Origin of the sequence: Streptomyces antioxidans (genome assembly GCF_000968685.2) — a bacterium.
Taxonomy (GTDB): Bacteria; Actinomycetota; Actinomycetes; order Streptomycetales; family Streptomycetaceae; genus Streptomyces; species Streptomyces antioxidans.
Genome location: NZ_LAKD02000043.1, coordinates 153202 through 168699 on the forward strand (window position 1 = coordinate 153202; position 15498 = coordinate 168699).

Genomic DNA, 15498 nt, shown 5'->3' on the forward strand with positions numbered 1-15498 from the left:
ACGTCCCGGTGGGGGACACCACGGCGGGGCTCAGCCGCCGTCCGCGGCGCCCTCGGCGGGCGGCAGCGGACGAAAAAGCCCCTCTTGCACCACGGACACCAGCAGCCGACCCGCGCGGTCGTAGATCTGGCCGCGCGCCAGCCCCCGGCCGCCCGTGGCCACGGGCGACTCCTGCTCGTAGAGAAACCACTCATCGGTGCGGAACGGCCGGTGGAACCACATGGCGTGATCCAGCGAGGCCATATCAAAGCCCCGTGGGCCCCACAGCGGCTCCACCGGCACCCGCACCGCGTCCAGCAGCATCATGTCGCTCGCATAGGTGAGCGCACAGGTGTGCACCAGCGGGTCGTCCCCGAGCGGCCCCACCGCGCGCATCCACACGGCGCTGCGCGGTTCCGCGCCCTTGAGCTCCTCGTCCGTCCAGCGCAGCCGCTCCACATAGCGGATGTCGAAGGGCTGTCGGCGCTCCATACGGGCGAACGCCTCGGGGAGCGTGCCCAGATGGGCGCGGACCTCATCGGCGAGGGTCGGCAGACCCTCCGGCCCCGGCACATCCGGCATCGGCAGCTGCTGTTCGATGCCCGGCTCGGAAGAATGGAAGGAGGCCGTCAAATTGAAGATCGTGCGACCCTGCTGGATGGCGACGACCCGGCGGGTGGTGAAGGAGCGCCCGTCCCGGACCCGCTCCACCTGGTACACGATGGGCACCCCCGGCCGCCCCGGCCGCAGGAAGTACGCGTGCAGCGAGTGCACCGGACGCTGCCCGTCGGTGGTCCGCCCGGCGGCCACCAGCGCCTGGCCCGCCACCTGCCCGCCGAACACCCGCTGCAGCGACTCATCGGGGCTGCGGCCACGGAAGATGTCCAGCTCGATCCGCTCCAGGTCGAGCAGGTCGACCAGGCGCTCGGCGGGATTGGTCATCGCTGGTGCTCCTTCGCTGAGGGGGCCGGGCCGCTCCCCGGCGTGGGCCGTGTCCAGGTGGCTACAGTTGGCCCACGTCGGTGACCCGGACCACCGCCCGGCCCTCCTCATCGGAGGCGGCGAGGTCGACCTCCGCCGAGATGCCCCAGTCGTGGTCGCCGTTCGGGTCGTCGAAGGTCTGCCGCACCCGCCACAGGCCGTGCTCGGGCTCCTCCTCGATCCGCAGCAGCTTCGGCCCGCGGGCCTGCGCTCCGGTGCCGAGCTCCTCGTACTCCTCCCAGTACCCGTCCAGCGCCTCGGCCCAGGCGTCCTCGTCCCAGCCGGAGTCGGCGTCCATCTCCCCGAGCTCGGCGACCTTGTCCAGCGCGGCCAGCTCCACCCGGCGGAACATGGCGTTGCGCACCAGCACGCGGAAGGCGCGGGCGTTGGCGGTCACCGGCCTGACCTGGTCGGCGCGCTCCTGGGCCTCCTCCGCCGACTCCTCCTCAGGATTGGCCAGCTGCTCCCACTCGTCCAGGAGGCTGGAGTCGACCTGCCGCACCATCTCGCCGAGCCAGGCGATGATGTCCTGGAAGTCATCGGACTTCAGATCGTCCGGCACGGTGTGGTCCAGGGCCTTGAAGGCGCTGGCCAGGTAGCGCAGCACAATGCCCTCGGTCCGCGCCAGGTCGTAGAACGCGGTGAACTCGGTGAAGGTCATCGCCCGCTCGTACATGTCGCGGATCACCGACTTGGGCGAGAGCGGATGGTCGCCGACCCATGGATGGCTCTTGCGGTAGAGCCCGTACGCATGGAACAGCAGCTCCTCCAGCGGCTTGGGGTAGGAGATGTCCTGGAGCCGTTCCATGCGCTCCTCGTACTCGACGCCGTCCGCCTTCATCGCGGCCACCGCCTCGCCGCGCGCCTTGTTCTGCTGTGCCGCCAGGATCTGCCGGGGGTCGTCCAGCGTCGACTCCACGACCGAGACCATGTCCAGGGCGTAGGAGGGCGATTCGGGGTCCAGCAGCTCGAAGGCGGCCAGCGCGAAGGTGGACAGCGGCTGGTTGAGCGCGAAGTCCTGCTGCAGATCCACCGTCAGCCGGACGATCGGGGCACCCTCGTCCTCGCCGTCCCCGGGCTTCACCTGCTCGACCACCCCGCCGTCCAGCAGCGAGCGGTAGATCGCGATCGCCCGGCGGATGTGCCGCAGCTGGTTCTTGCGCGGCTCATGGTTGTCCTCCAGCAGGTGGCGCATCCCCTCGAAGGCGTTGCCGGGACGGGCGATGACCGACAGCAGCATCGCGTGGGTGACCCGGAACCGGGAGGTGAGCGGCTCGGGCTCGGAGGCGATGAGCTTTTCGAAGGTGTTCTGGCCCCAGTTGACGAAGCCCTCCGGCGCCTTCTTGCGGACCACCTTGCGGCGCTTCTTGGGATCGTCCCCGGCCTTCGCGAGCGCCTTCTCGTTCTCGATGACGTGCTCGGGCGCCTGGGCCACCACAAAGCCCGCGGTGTCGAAACCGGCCCGCCCGGCCCGGCCCGCGATCTGGTGGAACTCCCGGGCCCGCAGCGTCCGCACCCGCTGGCCGTCGTACTTGGTCAGCGCGGTGAACAGGACGGTCCGGATCGGCACATTGACCCCCACGCCCAGGGTGTCCGTACCACAGATGACCTTGAGCAGCCCGGCCTGCGCCAGCTTCTCCACCAGCCGCCGGTACTTGGGCAGCATGCCCGCATGGTGCACCCCGATCCCGTGCCGGACGTAACGGGACAGGTTGCGGCCGAACTTGGTGGTGAACCTGAAATTGCCGATCAGCGAGGCGATCTCGTCCTTCTCGGCGCGCGAGCACATATTGATGCTCATCAGCGCCTGGGCCCGCTCGACCGCCGCCGCCTGGGTGAAGTGCACGATGTAGACGGGCGCCTGCTGGGTCTCCAGCAGCTCGGTCAGCGTCTCGGTCAGCGGCGTCGTCCGGTACTCGTAGCTCAGCGGCACCGGCCGGGTCGCGGACCGCACGACCGCGGTGGGCCGCCCGGTGCGCCGGGACAGATCGTCCTCGAACCGGCTCACATCACCGAGCGTCGCCGACATCAGGATGAACTGCGCCCGCTCCAGCTCCAGCAGCGGGATCTGCCACGCCCAGCCCCGGTCGGGCTCCGCGTAGAAGTGGAACTCGTCCATCACCACCTGGCCGATATCGGCGTCCTTGCCGTCCCGCAGGGCGATGGACGCCAGCACCTCGGCCGTACAGCAGATGACCGGCGCGTCCGCGTTGACCGACGCGTCGCCGGTGAGCATTCCGACGTTCTCGGTGCCGAAGAGCTTGCACAGCTCGAAGAACTTCTCCGAGACCAGGGCCTTGATCGGCGCGGTGTAGAAGGTGACCTCGTCCCGGGCGAGCGCGGCGAAGTGGGCGCCCGCCGCCACCAGGCTCTTGCCCGAGCCGGTGGGGGTGGAGAGGATCACATTCGCCCCGGACACCACCTCGATCAGCGCTTCCTCCTGGGCGGGGTACAGCGAGATTCCCCGCTCCTCGACCCAGGTGGAGAACGCCTCGAAAAGTGCGTCGGGGTCGGCGTCGCTCGGCAGCTGATCGATAAGAGTCACGCACCCATACTGCCTGGTTTCCCCGCCGGGACGGGAACCGGCTGTACGCGAGAAGATCGTCCGCCGCTAGGCTGTGCCGGGCCGAAGCAGTCAACTCCCGCTCAGAAGCGGGAAAGAACAGGGGCGGGGTACGACCATGATGGGACCGGCGCATTCGCTGTCCGGGGCGGCGGCCTGGCTGGGGGTGGGGGCGGCGGCCGCGGCGGCCGGCCACGCGATGCCCTGGCCGGTGCTGGTCGCTGGCGCGCTGATCTGCGCGGGAGCGGCGCTCGCCCCCGACCTCGACCACAAGGCGGCGACCATATCGCGCGCCTTCGGGCCCATCTCACGGACGCTGTGCGAGGTGATCGACAAGATCTCGTACTCCGTCTACAAGTCGACCAGGAAGGCGGGCGACCCGCGCCGCTCCGGCGGCCACCGCACCCTGACCCACACCTGGGTATGGGCGGTGCTGATCGGCGCCGGATCCTCGGCGCTCGCGATGATCGGCGGTCGCTGGGCGGTGCTGGGCATCCTCTTCGTCCATATGGTGCTGGCCGTCGAGGGGCTGCTGTGGCGGGCGGCGCGGGTCTCCAGCGATGTCCTGGTGTGGCTGCTCGGGGCGGCCAGCGCCTGGATCCTCGCCGATGTGCTGGACAAGCCCGGGAACGGCTCGGACTGGCTCTTCAGCGCACCGGGCCAGGAGTACCTCTGGCTGGGCCTGCCGATCGTGCTCGGCGCCCTGATCCACGACATCGGGGACGCGCTCACCGTCTCCGGCTGCCCGATCCTGTGGCCCATACCGATCGGCCGCAAGCGCTGGTACCCGGTCGGTCCGCCGAAGGGCATGCGGTTCCGGGCCGGCAGCTGGGTCGAATTGAAGGTGCTGATGCCGGTCTTCATGCTGCTCGGCGGCATGGGCGGACTGGCCGCCCTCGGCGTGATCTGACCCCCGGACGGGACCGGGGTGGCCATGCCCGGGCGTGGCCACCCCTCCCGCTACTGATGCCAGGACCGCCACAGCGCGGCGTACGCCCCGTCCGCCGCGACGAGTTCATCATGGCTGCCCAGCTCGGTGATCCGGCCGCTCTCCACCACGGCGATCACATCCGCGTCATGCGCCGTGTGCAGCCGGTGGGCGATCGCGACCACGGTCCTGCCCTCCAGCACCCGGCCCAGCGACCGCTCCAGATGGCGCGCCGCCCGCGGGTCCAGCAGCGACGTGGCCTCGTCCAGCACCAGCGTATGGGGATCGGCCAGTACCAGCCGGGCCAGCGCGATCTGCTGCGCCTGTGCGGGGGTGAGCGCGAGACCGCCCGAACCGACCTCGGTGTCCAGGCCCCCGTCCAGCGCGCGGGCCCAGCCGTCGGCGTCGACCGCGCCCAGTGCCGCCCACAGCTCGGCGTCCCCGGCGCCGGCGCGGGCCAGCAGCAGATTGTCCCGCAGCGAGCCCACGAAGACATGGTGCTCCTGGTTGACCAGGGCCACATGCTCCCGGGCCCGCTCGGCCGGCATCCGCGACAGCTCCGCACCGCCCAGGGTCACCCGGCCGGTGCGCGGGGAGTAGATCCCGGCCAGCAGCCGCCCCAGGGTGGACTTCCCCGCCCCGGACGGGCCCACCAGCGCCAGCCGTGTCCCCGGCGCCACCTTCATGGACACCTCGTGCAGCACATCGCTGCCCTCGTGGTAGCCGAACCGCACCTCGTCCGCCCGCACCTCCCGGCCACCGGGAACCACGCCCTCGTCGGCGGGGCCCTCCCCGATCTCGCGCACCCCCACCAGCCGGGCCAGCGACACCTGGGCGACCTGCAGCTCGTCGTACCAGCGCAGGATCAGTCCGATCGGCTCGACCAGCATCTGCGACAGCAGCGCCCCGGTGGTCAGCTCGCCGATCGACATCCAGCCCCGCATCACACACAGGCCGCCGATCATCAGCACCGAACCGGTGATCAGCGTGTAGCTTACATTGATCACCGGGAAGAGCACCGAGCGCAGCCAGAGGGTGTAGCGCTCCCACGCCGTCCACCGCCGGATGCGCAGCTCGGACTGGGCGATCCGCCGGTCGCCCAGCCGGTGGGCCTCGATGGTCCGCCCGGCGTCCACGCTCTCGGTGAGGCACGCGGACACCGCCGCGTATCCCGCCGCCTCCGAGCGGTAGGCGCTCGGCGCGCGGCGGAAGTACCACCGACAGCCGATCACCAGCACCGGAAGCGCCACCAGCACCGCGAGGCCCAGTGGGGGAGCGGTCAGGGTCAGCGCGCCGAGCAGCAGTCCGGTCCACAGCACACCGATGGCGAGCTGGGGCACGGCCTCCCGCATCGCCTCCGCCAGCCGGTCGACATCGGTGGTGATCCTGGACAACAGGTCCCCGGTCCCGGCCCGCTCCAGCACCCCCGGGGGCAGACCCACCGACCGTACGAGGAAGTCCTCCCGCAGATCCGCCAGCATCTGCTCGCCCAGTACCGCCCCGCGCAGCCGCACCAGCCGGACGAACACGGTCTGCACCACCAGGGCCACCGCGAACAGCGCCACCGTGCGCCCGAGATGGAGGTCCTTCTCGCCCTGGGAGAGATCCTCGACCACGCCACCCAGCAGCTGCGGGCCGACCATGGAGGCGAGCACCGCGGTCGCGTTCACGACCATCAGCACGGTGAACGCGCCCCGGTGCCGCCGCAGCAGCTCACGCACATAGGCCCGCACGGTGGTGGGCGTGCCGACCGGCAGTGTCGTCGCCGACTCCGGTGCGGCCGGGTCATAGGCGGGCGGTGCCACGCCGATCATGCCGACTCCTCGATCTGTTCCTCGATCCGCCCGAGCTCTTCCCGCCCGATGCCTTCCGGCGCGATGTCGTTCCGCGCGATGTCCTCCAGGACGTGGCCGGTCGCGCCGGCGGGAGGACCGGGCCTCCGCACGGCGGCCTCGCCGTCCGTCTCGCGGGTGACGACCGCGCGATACGCGGGGGCCGTGCCCAGCAGCTCACGGTGGGTGCCCACTGCCGCCGCCCCGCCGTCGGCCACGAACACCACCCGGTCCGCCCGGTCCAGGACCAGCGGGCTGGAGGTGAACACGACGGTGGTCCGGCCCGTCCGCAGCCGCCGCACCCCGTCGGCGATCCGGGCCTCGGTGTGCGAGTCCACCGCGGAGGTCGGCTCATCCAGCACCAGCACCTCCGGATCGGTCACCAGCGAGCGGGCCAGTGCCAGCCGCTGCCGCTGGCCACCCGACAGCGAGCGACCGCGCTCGGTGATCCGGGTGCGCATGGGGTCGGCATCGCCCTCGTCGGCCGCCGCCGACGCCTGCGCCAGCGCCTCCAGCACATCGCCGCACTGGGCCGCCTCGAGCGCCTTCTCCGCCGGGACCTCCCCTGACCTCGGCACGTCCAGGAGCTCGGCGAGCGTGCCCGACAGCAGCACCGGGTCCTTGTCCTGCACCAGCACCGCCGTGCGCGCCGAGGCCAGCGCCACCTCGTCCAGGGCGACGCCGCCCAGCAGCACCGACGGCGCCCCACCGTGGTCCCCGTCGCCCGGGCCGCCGTGCGCGGGATGTCCGCCGAGCCGGTCCGCCAGCCGCCCGGCCGCGTCCGGGTCGCCGCACACCACCGCGGTCAGCACCCCGCTCGGCGCCAGCGTCCCGGTCACCGGGTCGTACAGATCCCCGCCGAGCGGTCTAGTGGCCCGCCGCGCTTCCGCGCGCCCGCCCCCGTCCACGGACGCTGCGGTGGCCGCGGTATCTCCAGTGTCCGCGGTGTCTGCGGTGTCTGTTGTGTCCGCGCCCTCGCCGTCCGCGGAGGAGCGCCGCAGCGCCAGCACCCGGGCCGCGCGCCGCGCGGAGGGCCGGGAGAAGGAGTAGGCCATGGCGATCTCCTCGAAGTGCCGCAGCGGGAAGAGTAGAAAGGTGACCGCGCTGTAGACGGTGACCAGCTCGCCCACCTCGATCCGCCCCTCGCGGGCCAGCGACACCCCGTACCAGACCACACCGATCAGCAGCAGCCCCGGCAGTGCCACCTGCACGGCCGCGATCAGCGCCCACATCCGCGCGCTGCGCACCGCCGCGGCCCGCACCTCCTGGGAGGCGTTCCGGTAGCGGCCCAGGAACAGCTCCTCGCCGCCGATGCCGCGCAGCACCCGCAGCCCGGCCACGGTGTCCGAGGCCAGCTCGGTGGCCCGGCCCGCCTTCTCCCGCTGCTCGTCGGCCCGGCGCGCCGCGCGCGGCAGCAGCGGCAGCACGGCCAGCGCCAGCGCGGGCACCCCGACGGCCACCACCACTCCCAGCGTCGGCTGGTAGAGCACCAGTGCCACACAGAGCGCGACGGTGGTGATCGCGGCCGCGGTGAAGCGGGACAGGGCCTCCACAAACCAGCCGATCTTCTCGACATCGCCCGTGGAGACGGCGACGACCTCACCGGCCGCCACCTTCCGGGTGAGCGCGGACCCCAGCTCCACCGCCTTGCGGGCCAGCAGCTGCTGTACCCGGGCCGCCGCCGTGATCCAGTTGGTGACCGCCGCGCGGTGCAGCATGGCGTCCCCCAGCGCGGTGAGCACGGTGAGCCCCACCATCAGCGCCCCGGCCATCGCCAGCCGGGAGCCGGAGCGGTCCACCACCGCCTGCACACCGAAGCCGATGGCGAGCGGGAAGGACACCAGCGCGGCCATGTGCACCAGGCCCCAGAGCGCCGCCTTCACCTGCCCGCCCAGCTGATTCCTGCCCAGCCAGAAGAGGAACCTCGGACCTGACCGCACGTCGGGTCGGCCGGGATCGGGGTACGGAAGATCGCGAATGTGCATGACGTCCCAAGGTCGGCGGGCGGCGGAGGGAGGGGAGGGCAGGAGACGTGCAAGGCTGACGTTCTCACGGTGCGGAATTCAACTGGTTTTCCCGGGACCGGCCGAAACACGCCAATCCCGCATGTCGCACTGTCCTATGGGGGTGGGACCATGGGGACATGCGAACTTCCGGCATGATGTCCATGCGTGCGGCGGCCGCGGCCGCCGCGGCTCTCGTCCTCCTCACGGCCTGCGGCGACGACGGCGGTGACAGCGGCGGTGACAAGGGCGCGAACCAGGGCAAGCAAGCGCTGCGCAGCGGGGCGCCCACGCCGGATCCCACCCGCATCCCGGATGTGGGGGACAAGCTCCAGTCCCGGATTCCTGACCAGTCCCGCCAGGTCGTGGCGGTCTACGGCAAAGGGGTGAACTCCGGCGACGCGACCGTGGTCCTCTACACCAAGCAGGGCAAGGCATGGGAGCGGACGCGCAGTTGGACCGCGCACAACGGCAAGCGCGGCTGGACGACGAGCCATCACGAGGGCGACAAGCGCAGCCCGGTCGGGGTCTTCACGCTCAGCGACGCTGGTGGTGTGCTGCCCGACCCCGGCGCCCGGCTGCCGTACACATCATCCGGCTCCTTCGCGGCGCCCCACTACTGGCCCAAGTCCCACTGGACGGACTTCAACTACGTCATCGCCATTGACTACAACCGCGTCAAGGGCGCCTCGCCGCTGGACCAGACCCGGCCCGAAGGGCAGAGCAAGGGCGGCAGCATCTGGCTGCACATGGACCACGGCAGCGGCACCTCGGCCTGTGTCAGCCTTGCCAAGTCCGGCATGGAGTACCTGCTGAAGCACCTCGACCCCAAGCTGCACCCGGTGGTGGTCATGGGCGACAGGGCGCATCTGGCCGCCTGAGCCCTCAGCAGCGGTGGCCCGGGGTGCCGGACAGGGTGTCCAGCAGCTCGCCCAGCGCCTCGCGCTGCTGATCGCTGAGCGGCGCCAGGATGTCCTCCGCGGCGGCCCGGCGCGCCTCGCGCAGCGCGCGCAGCGTGGCGCGCCCGGTGTCGGTGAGCTCGACGCGCACCACCCGACGGTTGGTCGGATCCGGTACGCGGCGCACGGAGCCATGCGCCTCCAGGGCGTCCACCAGCGTCGTCACGGCGCGCGGGACCACCTCCAGGCGCTGGGCCAGGTCCGCCATCCGCGGCGGCTGGTCGTCATGGGCGACGGTGCGCAGCAGCCGGGACTGGGCGGGTGTGATACCCAGCGGCTCCATATGGCGCTTCTGGGCGCGCTGCAGTCTGCGGGTCAGGCGCAGCAGCTGCTCCGCGAGGAGGCCGGATGTCTCGGGCGTGGGCATGATCGCAGTCTATCAGGACCGGGTTCATTGTGAGTATAGGTAACAATGAGCTATGCTCTCAAAGTCCGCGCCGACGCGGCCACGGCCCGACCACGCCGTCATCCTCCGCGCCGGCCTCCCTGTCTCCAGAAGGAGCCCATGCGCCCCGACACGCCACCGTCATGGACACCGTCCGCCCAGGAGTCCGAGCAGCCCGCCCAGGTGCGCCGCATCCTCCGGCTCTTCCATCCCTATCGCGGCCGCCTCGCCGTGGTCGGCCTGCTGGTCGCCGCCTCCGCGCTGGTCTCGGTCGCCTCGCCGTTCCTCCTCCGCGAGATCCTCGACACCGCCATCCCCGACGGCCGCACCGGACTGCTCACCCTGCTCGCCCTCGGCATGATCGCCGCGGCCGTCGTCAACAGCGTCTTCGGCGTTCTGCAGACCCTGATCTCCACCACCGTCGGCCAGCGCGTCATGCACGATCTGCGCACCGCCGTCTACGACCGGCTGCAGCGCATGCCGCTCGCCTTCTTCACCCGCACCCGCACCGGCGAGGTGCAGTCCCGTATCGCCAACGACATCGGCGGTATGCAGGCCACCGTCACCTCCACCGCGACCTCCCTGGTCTCCAACCTCACCAGTGTGGTCGCCACCGTCGTCGCGATGCTCGCGCTCGACTGGCGGCTGACCGTCGTCTCCCTGCTCCTGCTGCCCGTGTTCGTCTGGATCAGCCGTCGCGTCGGCGCCGAGCGCAAGAGGATCACCTCGCAGCGACAGAAGCAGATGGCGGCCATGTCCGCGATGGTCACCGAATCCCTGTCGGTGAGCGGCATCCTGCTCGGCCGCAGCATGGGCCGGTCCGAGTCGCTCACCCAGCAGTTCGCCCAGGAGTCCGAGCATCTGGTGGGCCTGGAAGTCCGCGCCAGCATGGCGGGCCGCTGGCGGATGTCCACCATCGGCATCGTCATGGCCGCCATGCCCGCGCTGATCTACTGGGCCGCGGGCATCGCCCTCCAGGCCGGTGGCCCCGCCGTCTCCATCGGCACGCTCGTCGCCTTCGTCTCCCTCCAGCAAGGGTTGCTCCGGCCCACGGTGAGCCTGCTGTCCACCGGTGTGCAGGTGCAGACCTCCCTCGCCCTCTTCGCCCGCATCTTCGAATACCTCGACCTGCCGATCGACATCACCGAGCCCGCCGCCCCGGTGCGCCTGGAGAAGGTGCACGGCGAAGTCCGCTTCGACGCCGTCGACTTCGACTACGACAGCGCGCCGCCCGGCCCCGCGAAGGCCGCCCTGTCAAAGGGCGCATCGAAGGGCACCCTGCGCGGCGTCGATCTGACCGTTCCCGCAGGCGGCAGCCTGGCGGTCGTCGGATCGACCGGCTCCGGCAAGACGACCCTCAGCTATCTGGTGCCCCGGCTCTACGATGTGACCGGCGGTCGGGTGCTGATCGACGGTGTGGATGTGCGCGACCTCGACTTCGACTCCCTCGCCCGGGCCGTCGGCGTCGTCTCCCAGGAGACCTACCTCTTCCACGCCTCCGTCGCCGAGAATCTGCGCTTCGCCAAGCCCGACGCGACCGATGGGGAGCTTGTGGCCGCGGCCGAGGCCGCCCAGATCCACGATCACATCGCCTCCCTCCCGGACGGCTATGACACCCTCGTGGGAGAGCGCGGCTATCGCTTCTCCGGCGGGGAGAAGCAGCGCCTGGCCATAGCCCGCACAATTCTGCGCGACCCACCCGTTCTCATCCTCGACGAGGCCACCAGCGCCCTGGACACCCGTACCGAGCAGGCCGTCCAGGAGGCCATCGACTCCCTCTCGGCCGGCCGCACCACGATCACCATCGCCCACCGACTCTCCACCGTGCGCGACGCCGACCAGATCGTCGTCCTCGACGGCGGCCGGATCGCCGAGCGGGGCACCCACGAAGAGCTGTTGGCCAAGGACGGACGCTACGCCACACTGGTGCGGCGCGACGCCCATCTGTCGCCGGTGGTCCCCGCCGTCTAATGCCCCAAGTCCTGTGGAGTACCCGCTGAAGGACGACTCTACGGAGCGTGGTCGCCGCAGCTGGCGTTCGGTGAGACCCGCTCACAACAGGTGTGATTGAAGACGGCTTACCCGGGGTAGGGGAGCGTTGGAGCCGCCACGCGTTCAGACGTCGCGGCCGGCGCGGTGAGTGCACCCGCGCACACGGGGTCAACTGCTCCCCCCTTTGACTAAGGAAATTTGCAGAACTTGCCTGCGGGGGCCTTTTGATGCGCTTTCGGGCCGACGGCGAAGCTAGCATCGAGTTTCGAGCCAGCCGGTGTAGCCGCCGACGACCTCGCTGCATGGATTGTGAATCGATGGAGGAGTCTTGGCCGACGCCCCGCACCCCCCTGTGTCATTGCCCACCAAGCGGAGCTGCCCCTTCGATCCTCCGGATGGCTACACCCCCCTGCGCGAGCAGGACCGGATAACGCGGATGAGTTATCCGGGCGGCACGCCCGGGTGGCTCATCACCCGCCATGCCGAGGCGAAGGAACTGCTCACCCATAAGAGCTTCAGCGCGCGCCAGGAAGGGATAATCTCTCCCGTCCCCACGGAGCTGGCGTATGACGGCCCGGCCGATCCGGGCGCCTTCGCGAAAACGGACGACCCGGTTCACAGCAAGTATCGCAAGCTGGTCACCGGCTTTTTCACGGTGCGGCGCACGCGTCAACTCGCCCCCATGATCGAGCGAATCGTGCATGAACAACTCGACGATCTGGAAAAGGCCGGACCGGGCGCCGATCTGGTGGAGGTCTTCACCGAGTCCGTTCCCTCCCGGGTGATGTGCGAGATGATCGGCGTCCCCGAATCGGAGCGCAAGAGCCTGCAGCGCCATGTGGAGACACTCGGTCGGCTCTCCTCCACCGTCCCCGAGGCGCTGGCCGCCGTGTCCGGGATGAGCGGGTTCCTGGCCCGCTTCGTCCCCACCCGGATGGACGACCCCCGGGACGACATCCTCGGAGACCTGATCCGCGGCGGGCAGCTCACCGAGCAAGAACTCATGGGCATCACCGCCACGTTGATCACCGGGGCCTTCGACACCACGGGCAACATGCTCGCCATGGGCGTCTACACCCTGCTCGAGCACCCCGATCAGCTGGCCAGGCTCCAGGAGGATCCGGAGCTCATGGGGGCCGCCGTCGAGGAGCTGCTCCGCTTCCTCACCATCTCCCACCTCGGGGCCAGCCGGTGGGCCCTCGAAGACGTGGAGTTCGCCGGCCAGACCATCAAGAAGGGCGAGGTGGTCACCGTCGCCCTCCCCGCCGTCAACCGCGACCCCGAGCGCTACGAGCACCCCGATCAGCTGGACATCGGCCGTACGGACCACGGACACCTGGGGCTCGGCCACGGTGTCCACCAGTGTCTCGGCCAGCACCTCGCCCGCACGATCCTGCGCGTCGGCTACGAGGCGCTGTTCGACAGGTTCCCCACCCTGCGGCTGGCAGTGCCGAGCGAGGAGATCCGGATGCGCGACGACTTCGTCCACTACGGCCCCGGGGCGCTCCCCGTCACCTGGGACGAATGACCGAGATGTGACAAGCGGTGAATGCGACGGACGGTGGGGGTTTACCCACCGTCCGTCACCGTCACGCAACAGGGCCCGCACGACATGGATATGCGGGCCATCCCGGACAACGAGGTAGGACTGAGACCCGATGAGGATCACCGCCGACCGTGAGGTGTGCTGTGCGGCGGGCCAGTGCGCGCTGATCGCGCCTGACCTGTTCGACCAGAGCGACGACGACGGCTCCGTCGTTCTTCTTGAGGCACAGCCCGACACCGGACGGCTGGACGTTCTGCGCGAGGTCGTATCCCGTTGCCCAACCGGTGCGATCCGCCTCGAAGAAGAACCTGGGGCGTGAAAACAGCGCACGATATTCCGGGGGGCACAAATCGCGGCGGAGAACGCGACCGTGGCGAGGATCACACGGCCGGTGAAACGCTACTGAAACCAAATCCCTCGGAACACTGTCCGGGGTTGTCAACCATGCCCGGGTGGGTTTCTAGGGTTTCCCTTACGGGACTGGAGCTAGTGTGGCCGGTGTCCGTCTGGCAATGCGTGTTCTCATGACTTTCAGAGCCGTTGCGCTCTTCCAGCGAACGACGCGTTAAGTGTGGAGTTTCTGATGCCTGATGCATCCAACCAGAACAAGGCCGTTGAAGCGCTGCGCAAGTCGTTCAAGGAAATCGAGCGGCTCAGGCGTCAGAACCGCCAGCTGATCAGCTCTGCCACCGAACCCATTGCCATCATCGGTATGGCCTGCCGATTTCCGGGTGGAGTGAATTCACCCGAGGCGCTGTGGCGCCTGGTCGCCGATGGAGCGGACGCCATCTCCCCCTTCCCGACAAACCGCGGCTGGGACGTGGAGGGGATCTACAATCCGGATCCGGAACATCCGGGTACCAGTTACGTTCGCGAAGGCGGCTTCCTCCACGACGCGGACCAATTCGACTCCGGCTTCTTCGGGATCTCGCCGCGTGAGGCCCTGGCCATGGACCCGCAGCAGCGGCTGCTGCTGGAGACGTCGTGGGAGGTCATGGAGCGGGCGGGTATCGACCCCGCGTCGCTGCGCGGCAGCCAGACGGGCGTCTTCACCGGTGCCATGCACACCACCTACGCGTCCGAGGCCGCGCAGATCCCCGACGAGATCGAGCCGTACCTCCACAACGGCGCCACCACCAGCATCGCCTCGGGCCGGGTCTCCTACACCTTCGGCTTCGAAGGCCCCGCGCTGACCGTGGACACCGCCTGCTCCTCGGCGCTGGTCGCCCTGCACCTGGCCGCGCAGGCGCTGCGTCAGGGCGAGTGCTCCATGGCGCTGGTCGGCGGTGCGACGGTCATGGTGAGCCCCAAGGGCTTCGTCACCTTCAGCCGCCAGCGCGGACTGGCCGTCGACGGCCGCTGCAAGGCGTTCGCCGACGGAGCCGACGGCACCACCTGGTCCGAGGGCATCGGTGTGCTGCTGGTGGAGCGGCTGTCCGACGCGCGCCGCAACGGGCACCAGATCCTTGCGGTGGTACGCGGCTCCGCCGTGAACCAGGACGGCGCGAGCAACGGTCTGACGGCCCCCAACGGCCCGTCACAGCGCCGTGTCATCCGACAGGCGCTGGAGAACTCCGAGTTGACCTCCAGCCAGATCGACGCGATCGAGGCGCACGGTACCGGCACCACGCTGGGTGACCCGATCGAGGCGCAGGCGCTGCTGGCCACCTACGGCAAGGAACGGCCGGAGGGGCGGCCGCTGTGGCTGGGCTCGCTCAAGTCCAACCTCGGTCACACCCAGGCCGCCGCCGGTGTCGCGGGCGTCATCAAGATGGTCATGGCGATGCGGCAGGGCGTGCTGCCGAAGACGCTGCACGTGGACGCCCCGTCGAGCCATGTGGACTGGTCCGAGGGCGAGGTCGAGCTGCTGACCGAGGCCAGGCCGTGGCCGGAGACAGGCGAGCCGCGCAGGGCCGGTGTGTCCTCTTTCGGGGTGAGCGGGACGAACGCGCATGTGATCCTGGAGCAGGCCCCGGAGGCCGAGGCGGCCGAGGCTGAGGCCGGGGAGCCCGCTGACGGTGCTGTCGCGGGTATCGCGGGCCCGGTGGCGTGGGTGGTGTCGGGCAAGACCGACGCCGCGCTTCGGCAGCAGGCCGCGCGGCTGCGGGAGTTCGTGGCCGAGCGTACGGAGCTGGGCGCCGCCGATGTGGCGCTCTCGCTGGCCACGACCAGGTACGCGTTCGAGCAGCGCGCCGTGGTGACCGGAACCGGCCGTGATGAACTCCTCGAGCGCCTGGAGGCGGTGGCCGAGGGCGCCAAACTCCCCGGTGTGGTGTGGGGGAAGGACGCCGAAACGCCCGGCCGTTCGGTGTTTGTGTTCCCTGGTCAGG

General features: G+C 70.3%; 11 protein-coding genes. 6 read left to right on the plus strand and 5 right to left on the minus strand.

The annotated features are described in order from the left end of the window. Positions 1 to 30 precede the first annotated feature (30 nt). Positions 31 to 921 (minus strand): acyl-CoA thioesterase, encoded by an 891-nt coding sequence (locus VT50_RS18125; protein ID WP_046089531.1) that lies wholly within the window; start codon positions 919 to 921, stop codon positions 31 to 33. A 61-nt stretch (positions 922 to 982) separates the two neighbouring features. Next, positions 983 to 3505, minus strand: coding sequence for a DEAD/DEAH box helicase (locus tag VT50_RS18130; RefSeq protein ID WP_046089530.1), 2523 nt, complete (start codon positions 3503 to 3505; stop codon positions 983 to 985). Between the two features lie 136 nt (positions 3506 to 3641). On the opposite strand from VT50_RS18130, the gene VT50_RS18135 reads away from it, so the two are divergent. Continuing rightward, a complete protein-coding gene (locus VT50_RS18135; RefSeq protein WP_046089529.1) occupies positions 3642 to 4433 on the plus strand; it encodes a metal-dependent hydrolase in 792 nt (263 codons plus the stop codon). 50 nt (positions 4434 to 4483) lie between these two features. Here VT50_RS18135 and VT50_RS18140 read toward each other — a convergent pair whose 3' ends face one another. After that, on the minus strand, positions 4484 to 6265 hold the full coding sequence (locus tag VT50_RS18140; protein WP_046089528.1) for an ABC transporter ATP-binding protein: 1782 nt from the start codon (positions 6263 to 6265) through the stop codon (positions 4484 to 4486). After that, complete coding sequence (locus VT50_RS18145; RefSeq protein ID WP_046089527.1) at positions 6262 to 8268, minus strand: ABC transporter transmembrane domain-containing protein; 2007 nt, start codon at positions 8266 to 8268, stop codon at positions 6262 to 6264. Before VT50_RS18145 ends, VT50_RS18140 begins: the two co-directional genes overlap by 4 nt. Positions 8269 to 8426: 158 nt before the next feature. Between VT50_RS18145 and VT50_RS18150 the strand changes: the two genes are divergently transcribed. Beyond that, positions 8427 to 9167: a lipoprotein gene (locus VT50_RS18150; RefSeq protein WP_046089526.1), complete on the plus strand. Its 741-nt coding sequence runs from the start codon at positions 8427 to 8429 to the stop codon at positions 9165 to 9167. 4 nt (positions 9168 to 9171) lie between these two features. Here the strand turns inward: VT50_RS18150 and VT50_RS18155 are convergent, their stop codons facing one another. Then, positions 9172 to 9612, minus strand: a complete 441-nt coding sequence (locus VT50_RS18155; RefSeq protein ID WP_046089525.1) for a MarR family winged helix-turn-helix transcriptional regulator — start codon at positions 9610 to 9612, stop codon at positions 9172 to 9174. A gap of 138 nt (positions 9613 to 9750) precedes the next feature. On the opposite strand from VT50_RS18155, the gene VT50_RS18160 reads away from it, so the two are divergent. The 4 genes from VT50_RS18160 to VT50_RS18175 all read left to right on the plus strand — a co-directional run. Beyond that, positions 9751 to 11601: an ABC transporter ATP-binding protein gene (locus VT50_RS18160; protein WP_046089524.1), complete on the plus strand. Its 1851-nt coding sequence runs from the start codon at positions 9751 to 9753 to the stop codon at positions 11599 to 11601. A 457-nt stretch (positions 11602 to 12058) separates the two neighbouring features. Further along, entirely contained in the window at positions 12059 to 13150 is a 1092-nt protein-coding gene (locus VT50_RS18165; protein ID WP_053048774.1) for a cytochrome P450, read from the plus strand. A gap of 130 nt (positions 13151 to 13280) precedes the next feature. Beyond that, positions 13281 to 13487, plus strand: a complete 207-nt coding sequence (locus VT50_RS18170) for a ferredoxin (RefSeq protein WP_046089522.1) — start codon at positions 13281 to 13283, stop codon at positions 13485 to 13487. 264 nt (positions 13488 to 13751) lie between these two features. Beyond that, positions 13752 to 15498: type I polyketide synthase (locus VT50_RS18175; protein ID WP_143645236.1), on the plus strand; the 1747-nt coding region annotated here is incomplete at its 3' end.

What these genes read in the sequence shown, in the direction of transcription:
- VT50_RS18125 (WP_046089531.1), bottom strand. Translation starts at nt 921, where the DNA reads ATGACCAATCCCGCCGAGCGCCTGGTCGACCTGCTCGACCTGGAGCGG.
- VT50_RS18135 (WP_046089529.1), top strand. Translation starts at nt 3,642, where the DNA reads ATGATGGGACCGGCGCATTCGCTGTCCGGGGCGGCGGCCTGGCTGGGG.
- VT50_RS18140 (WP_046089528.1), bottom strand. Translation starts at nt 6,265, where the DNA reads ATGATCGGCGTGGCACCGCCCGCCTATGACCCGGCCGCACCGGAGTCG.
- VT50_RS18145 (WP_046089527.1), bottom strand. Translation starts at nt 8,268, where the DNA reads ATGCACATTCGCGATCTTCCGTACCCCGATCCCGGCCGACCCGACGTG.
- VT50_RS18150 (WP_046089526.1), top strand. Translation starts at nt 8,427, where the DNA reads ATGCGAACTTCCGGCATGATGTCCATGCGTGCGGCGGCCGCGGCCGCC.
- VT50_RS18155 (WP_046089525.1), bottom strand. Translation starts at nt 9,612, where the DNA reads ATGCCCACGCCCGAGACATCCGGCCTCCTCGCGGAGCAGCTGCTGCGC.
- VT50_RS18160 (WP_046089524.1), top strand. Translation starts at nt 9,751, where the DNA reads ATGCGCCCCGACACGCCACCGTCATGGACACCGTCCGCCCAGGAGTCC.
- VT50_RS18165 (WP_053048774.1), top strand. Translation starts at nt 12,059, where the DNA reads ATGAGTTATCCGGGCGGCACGCCCGGGTGGCTCATCACCCGCCATGCC.
- VT50_RS18170 (WP_046089522.1), top strand. Translation starts at nt 13,281, where the DNA reads ATGAGGATCACCGCCGACCGTGAGGTGTGCTGTGCGGCGGGCCAGTGC.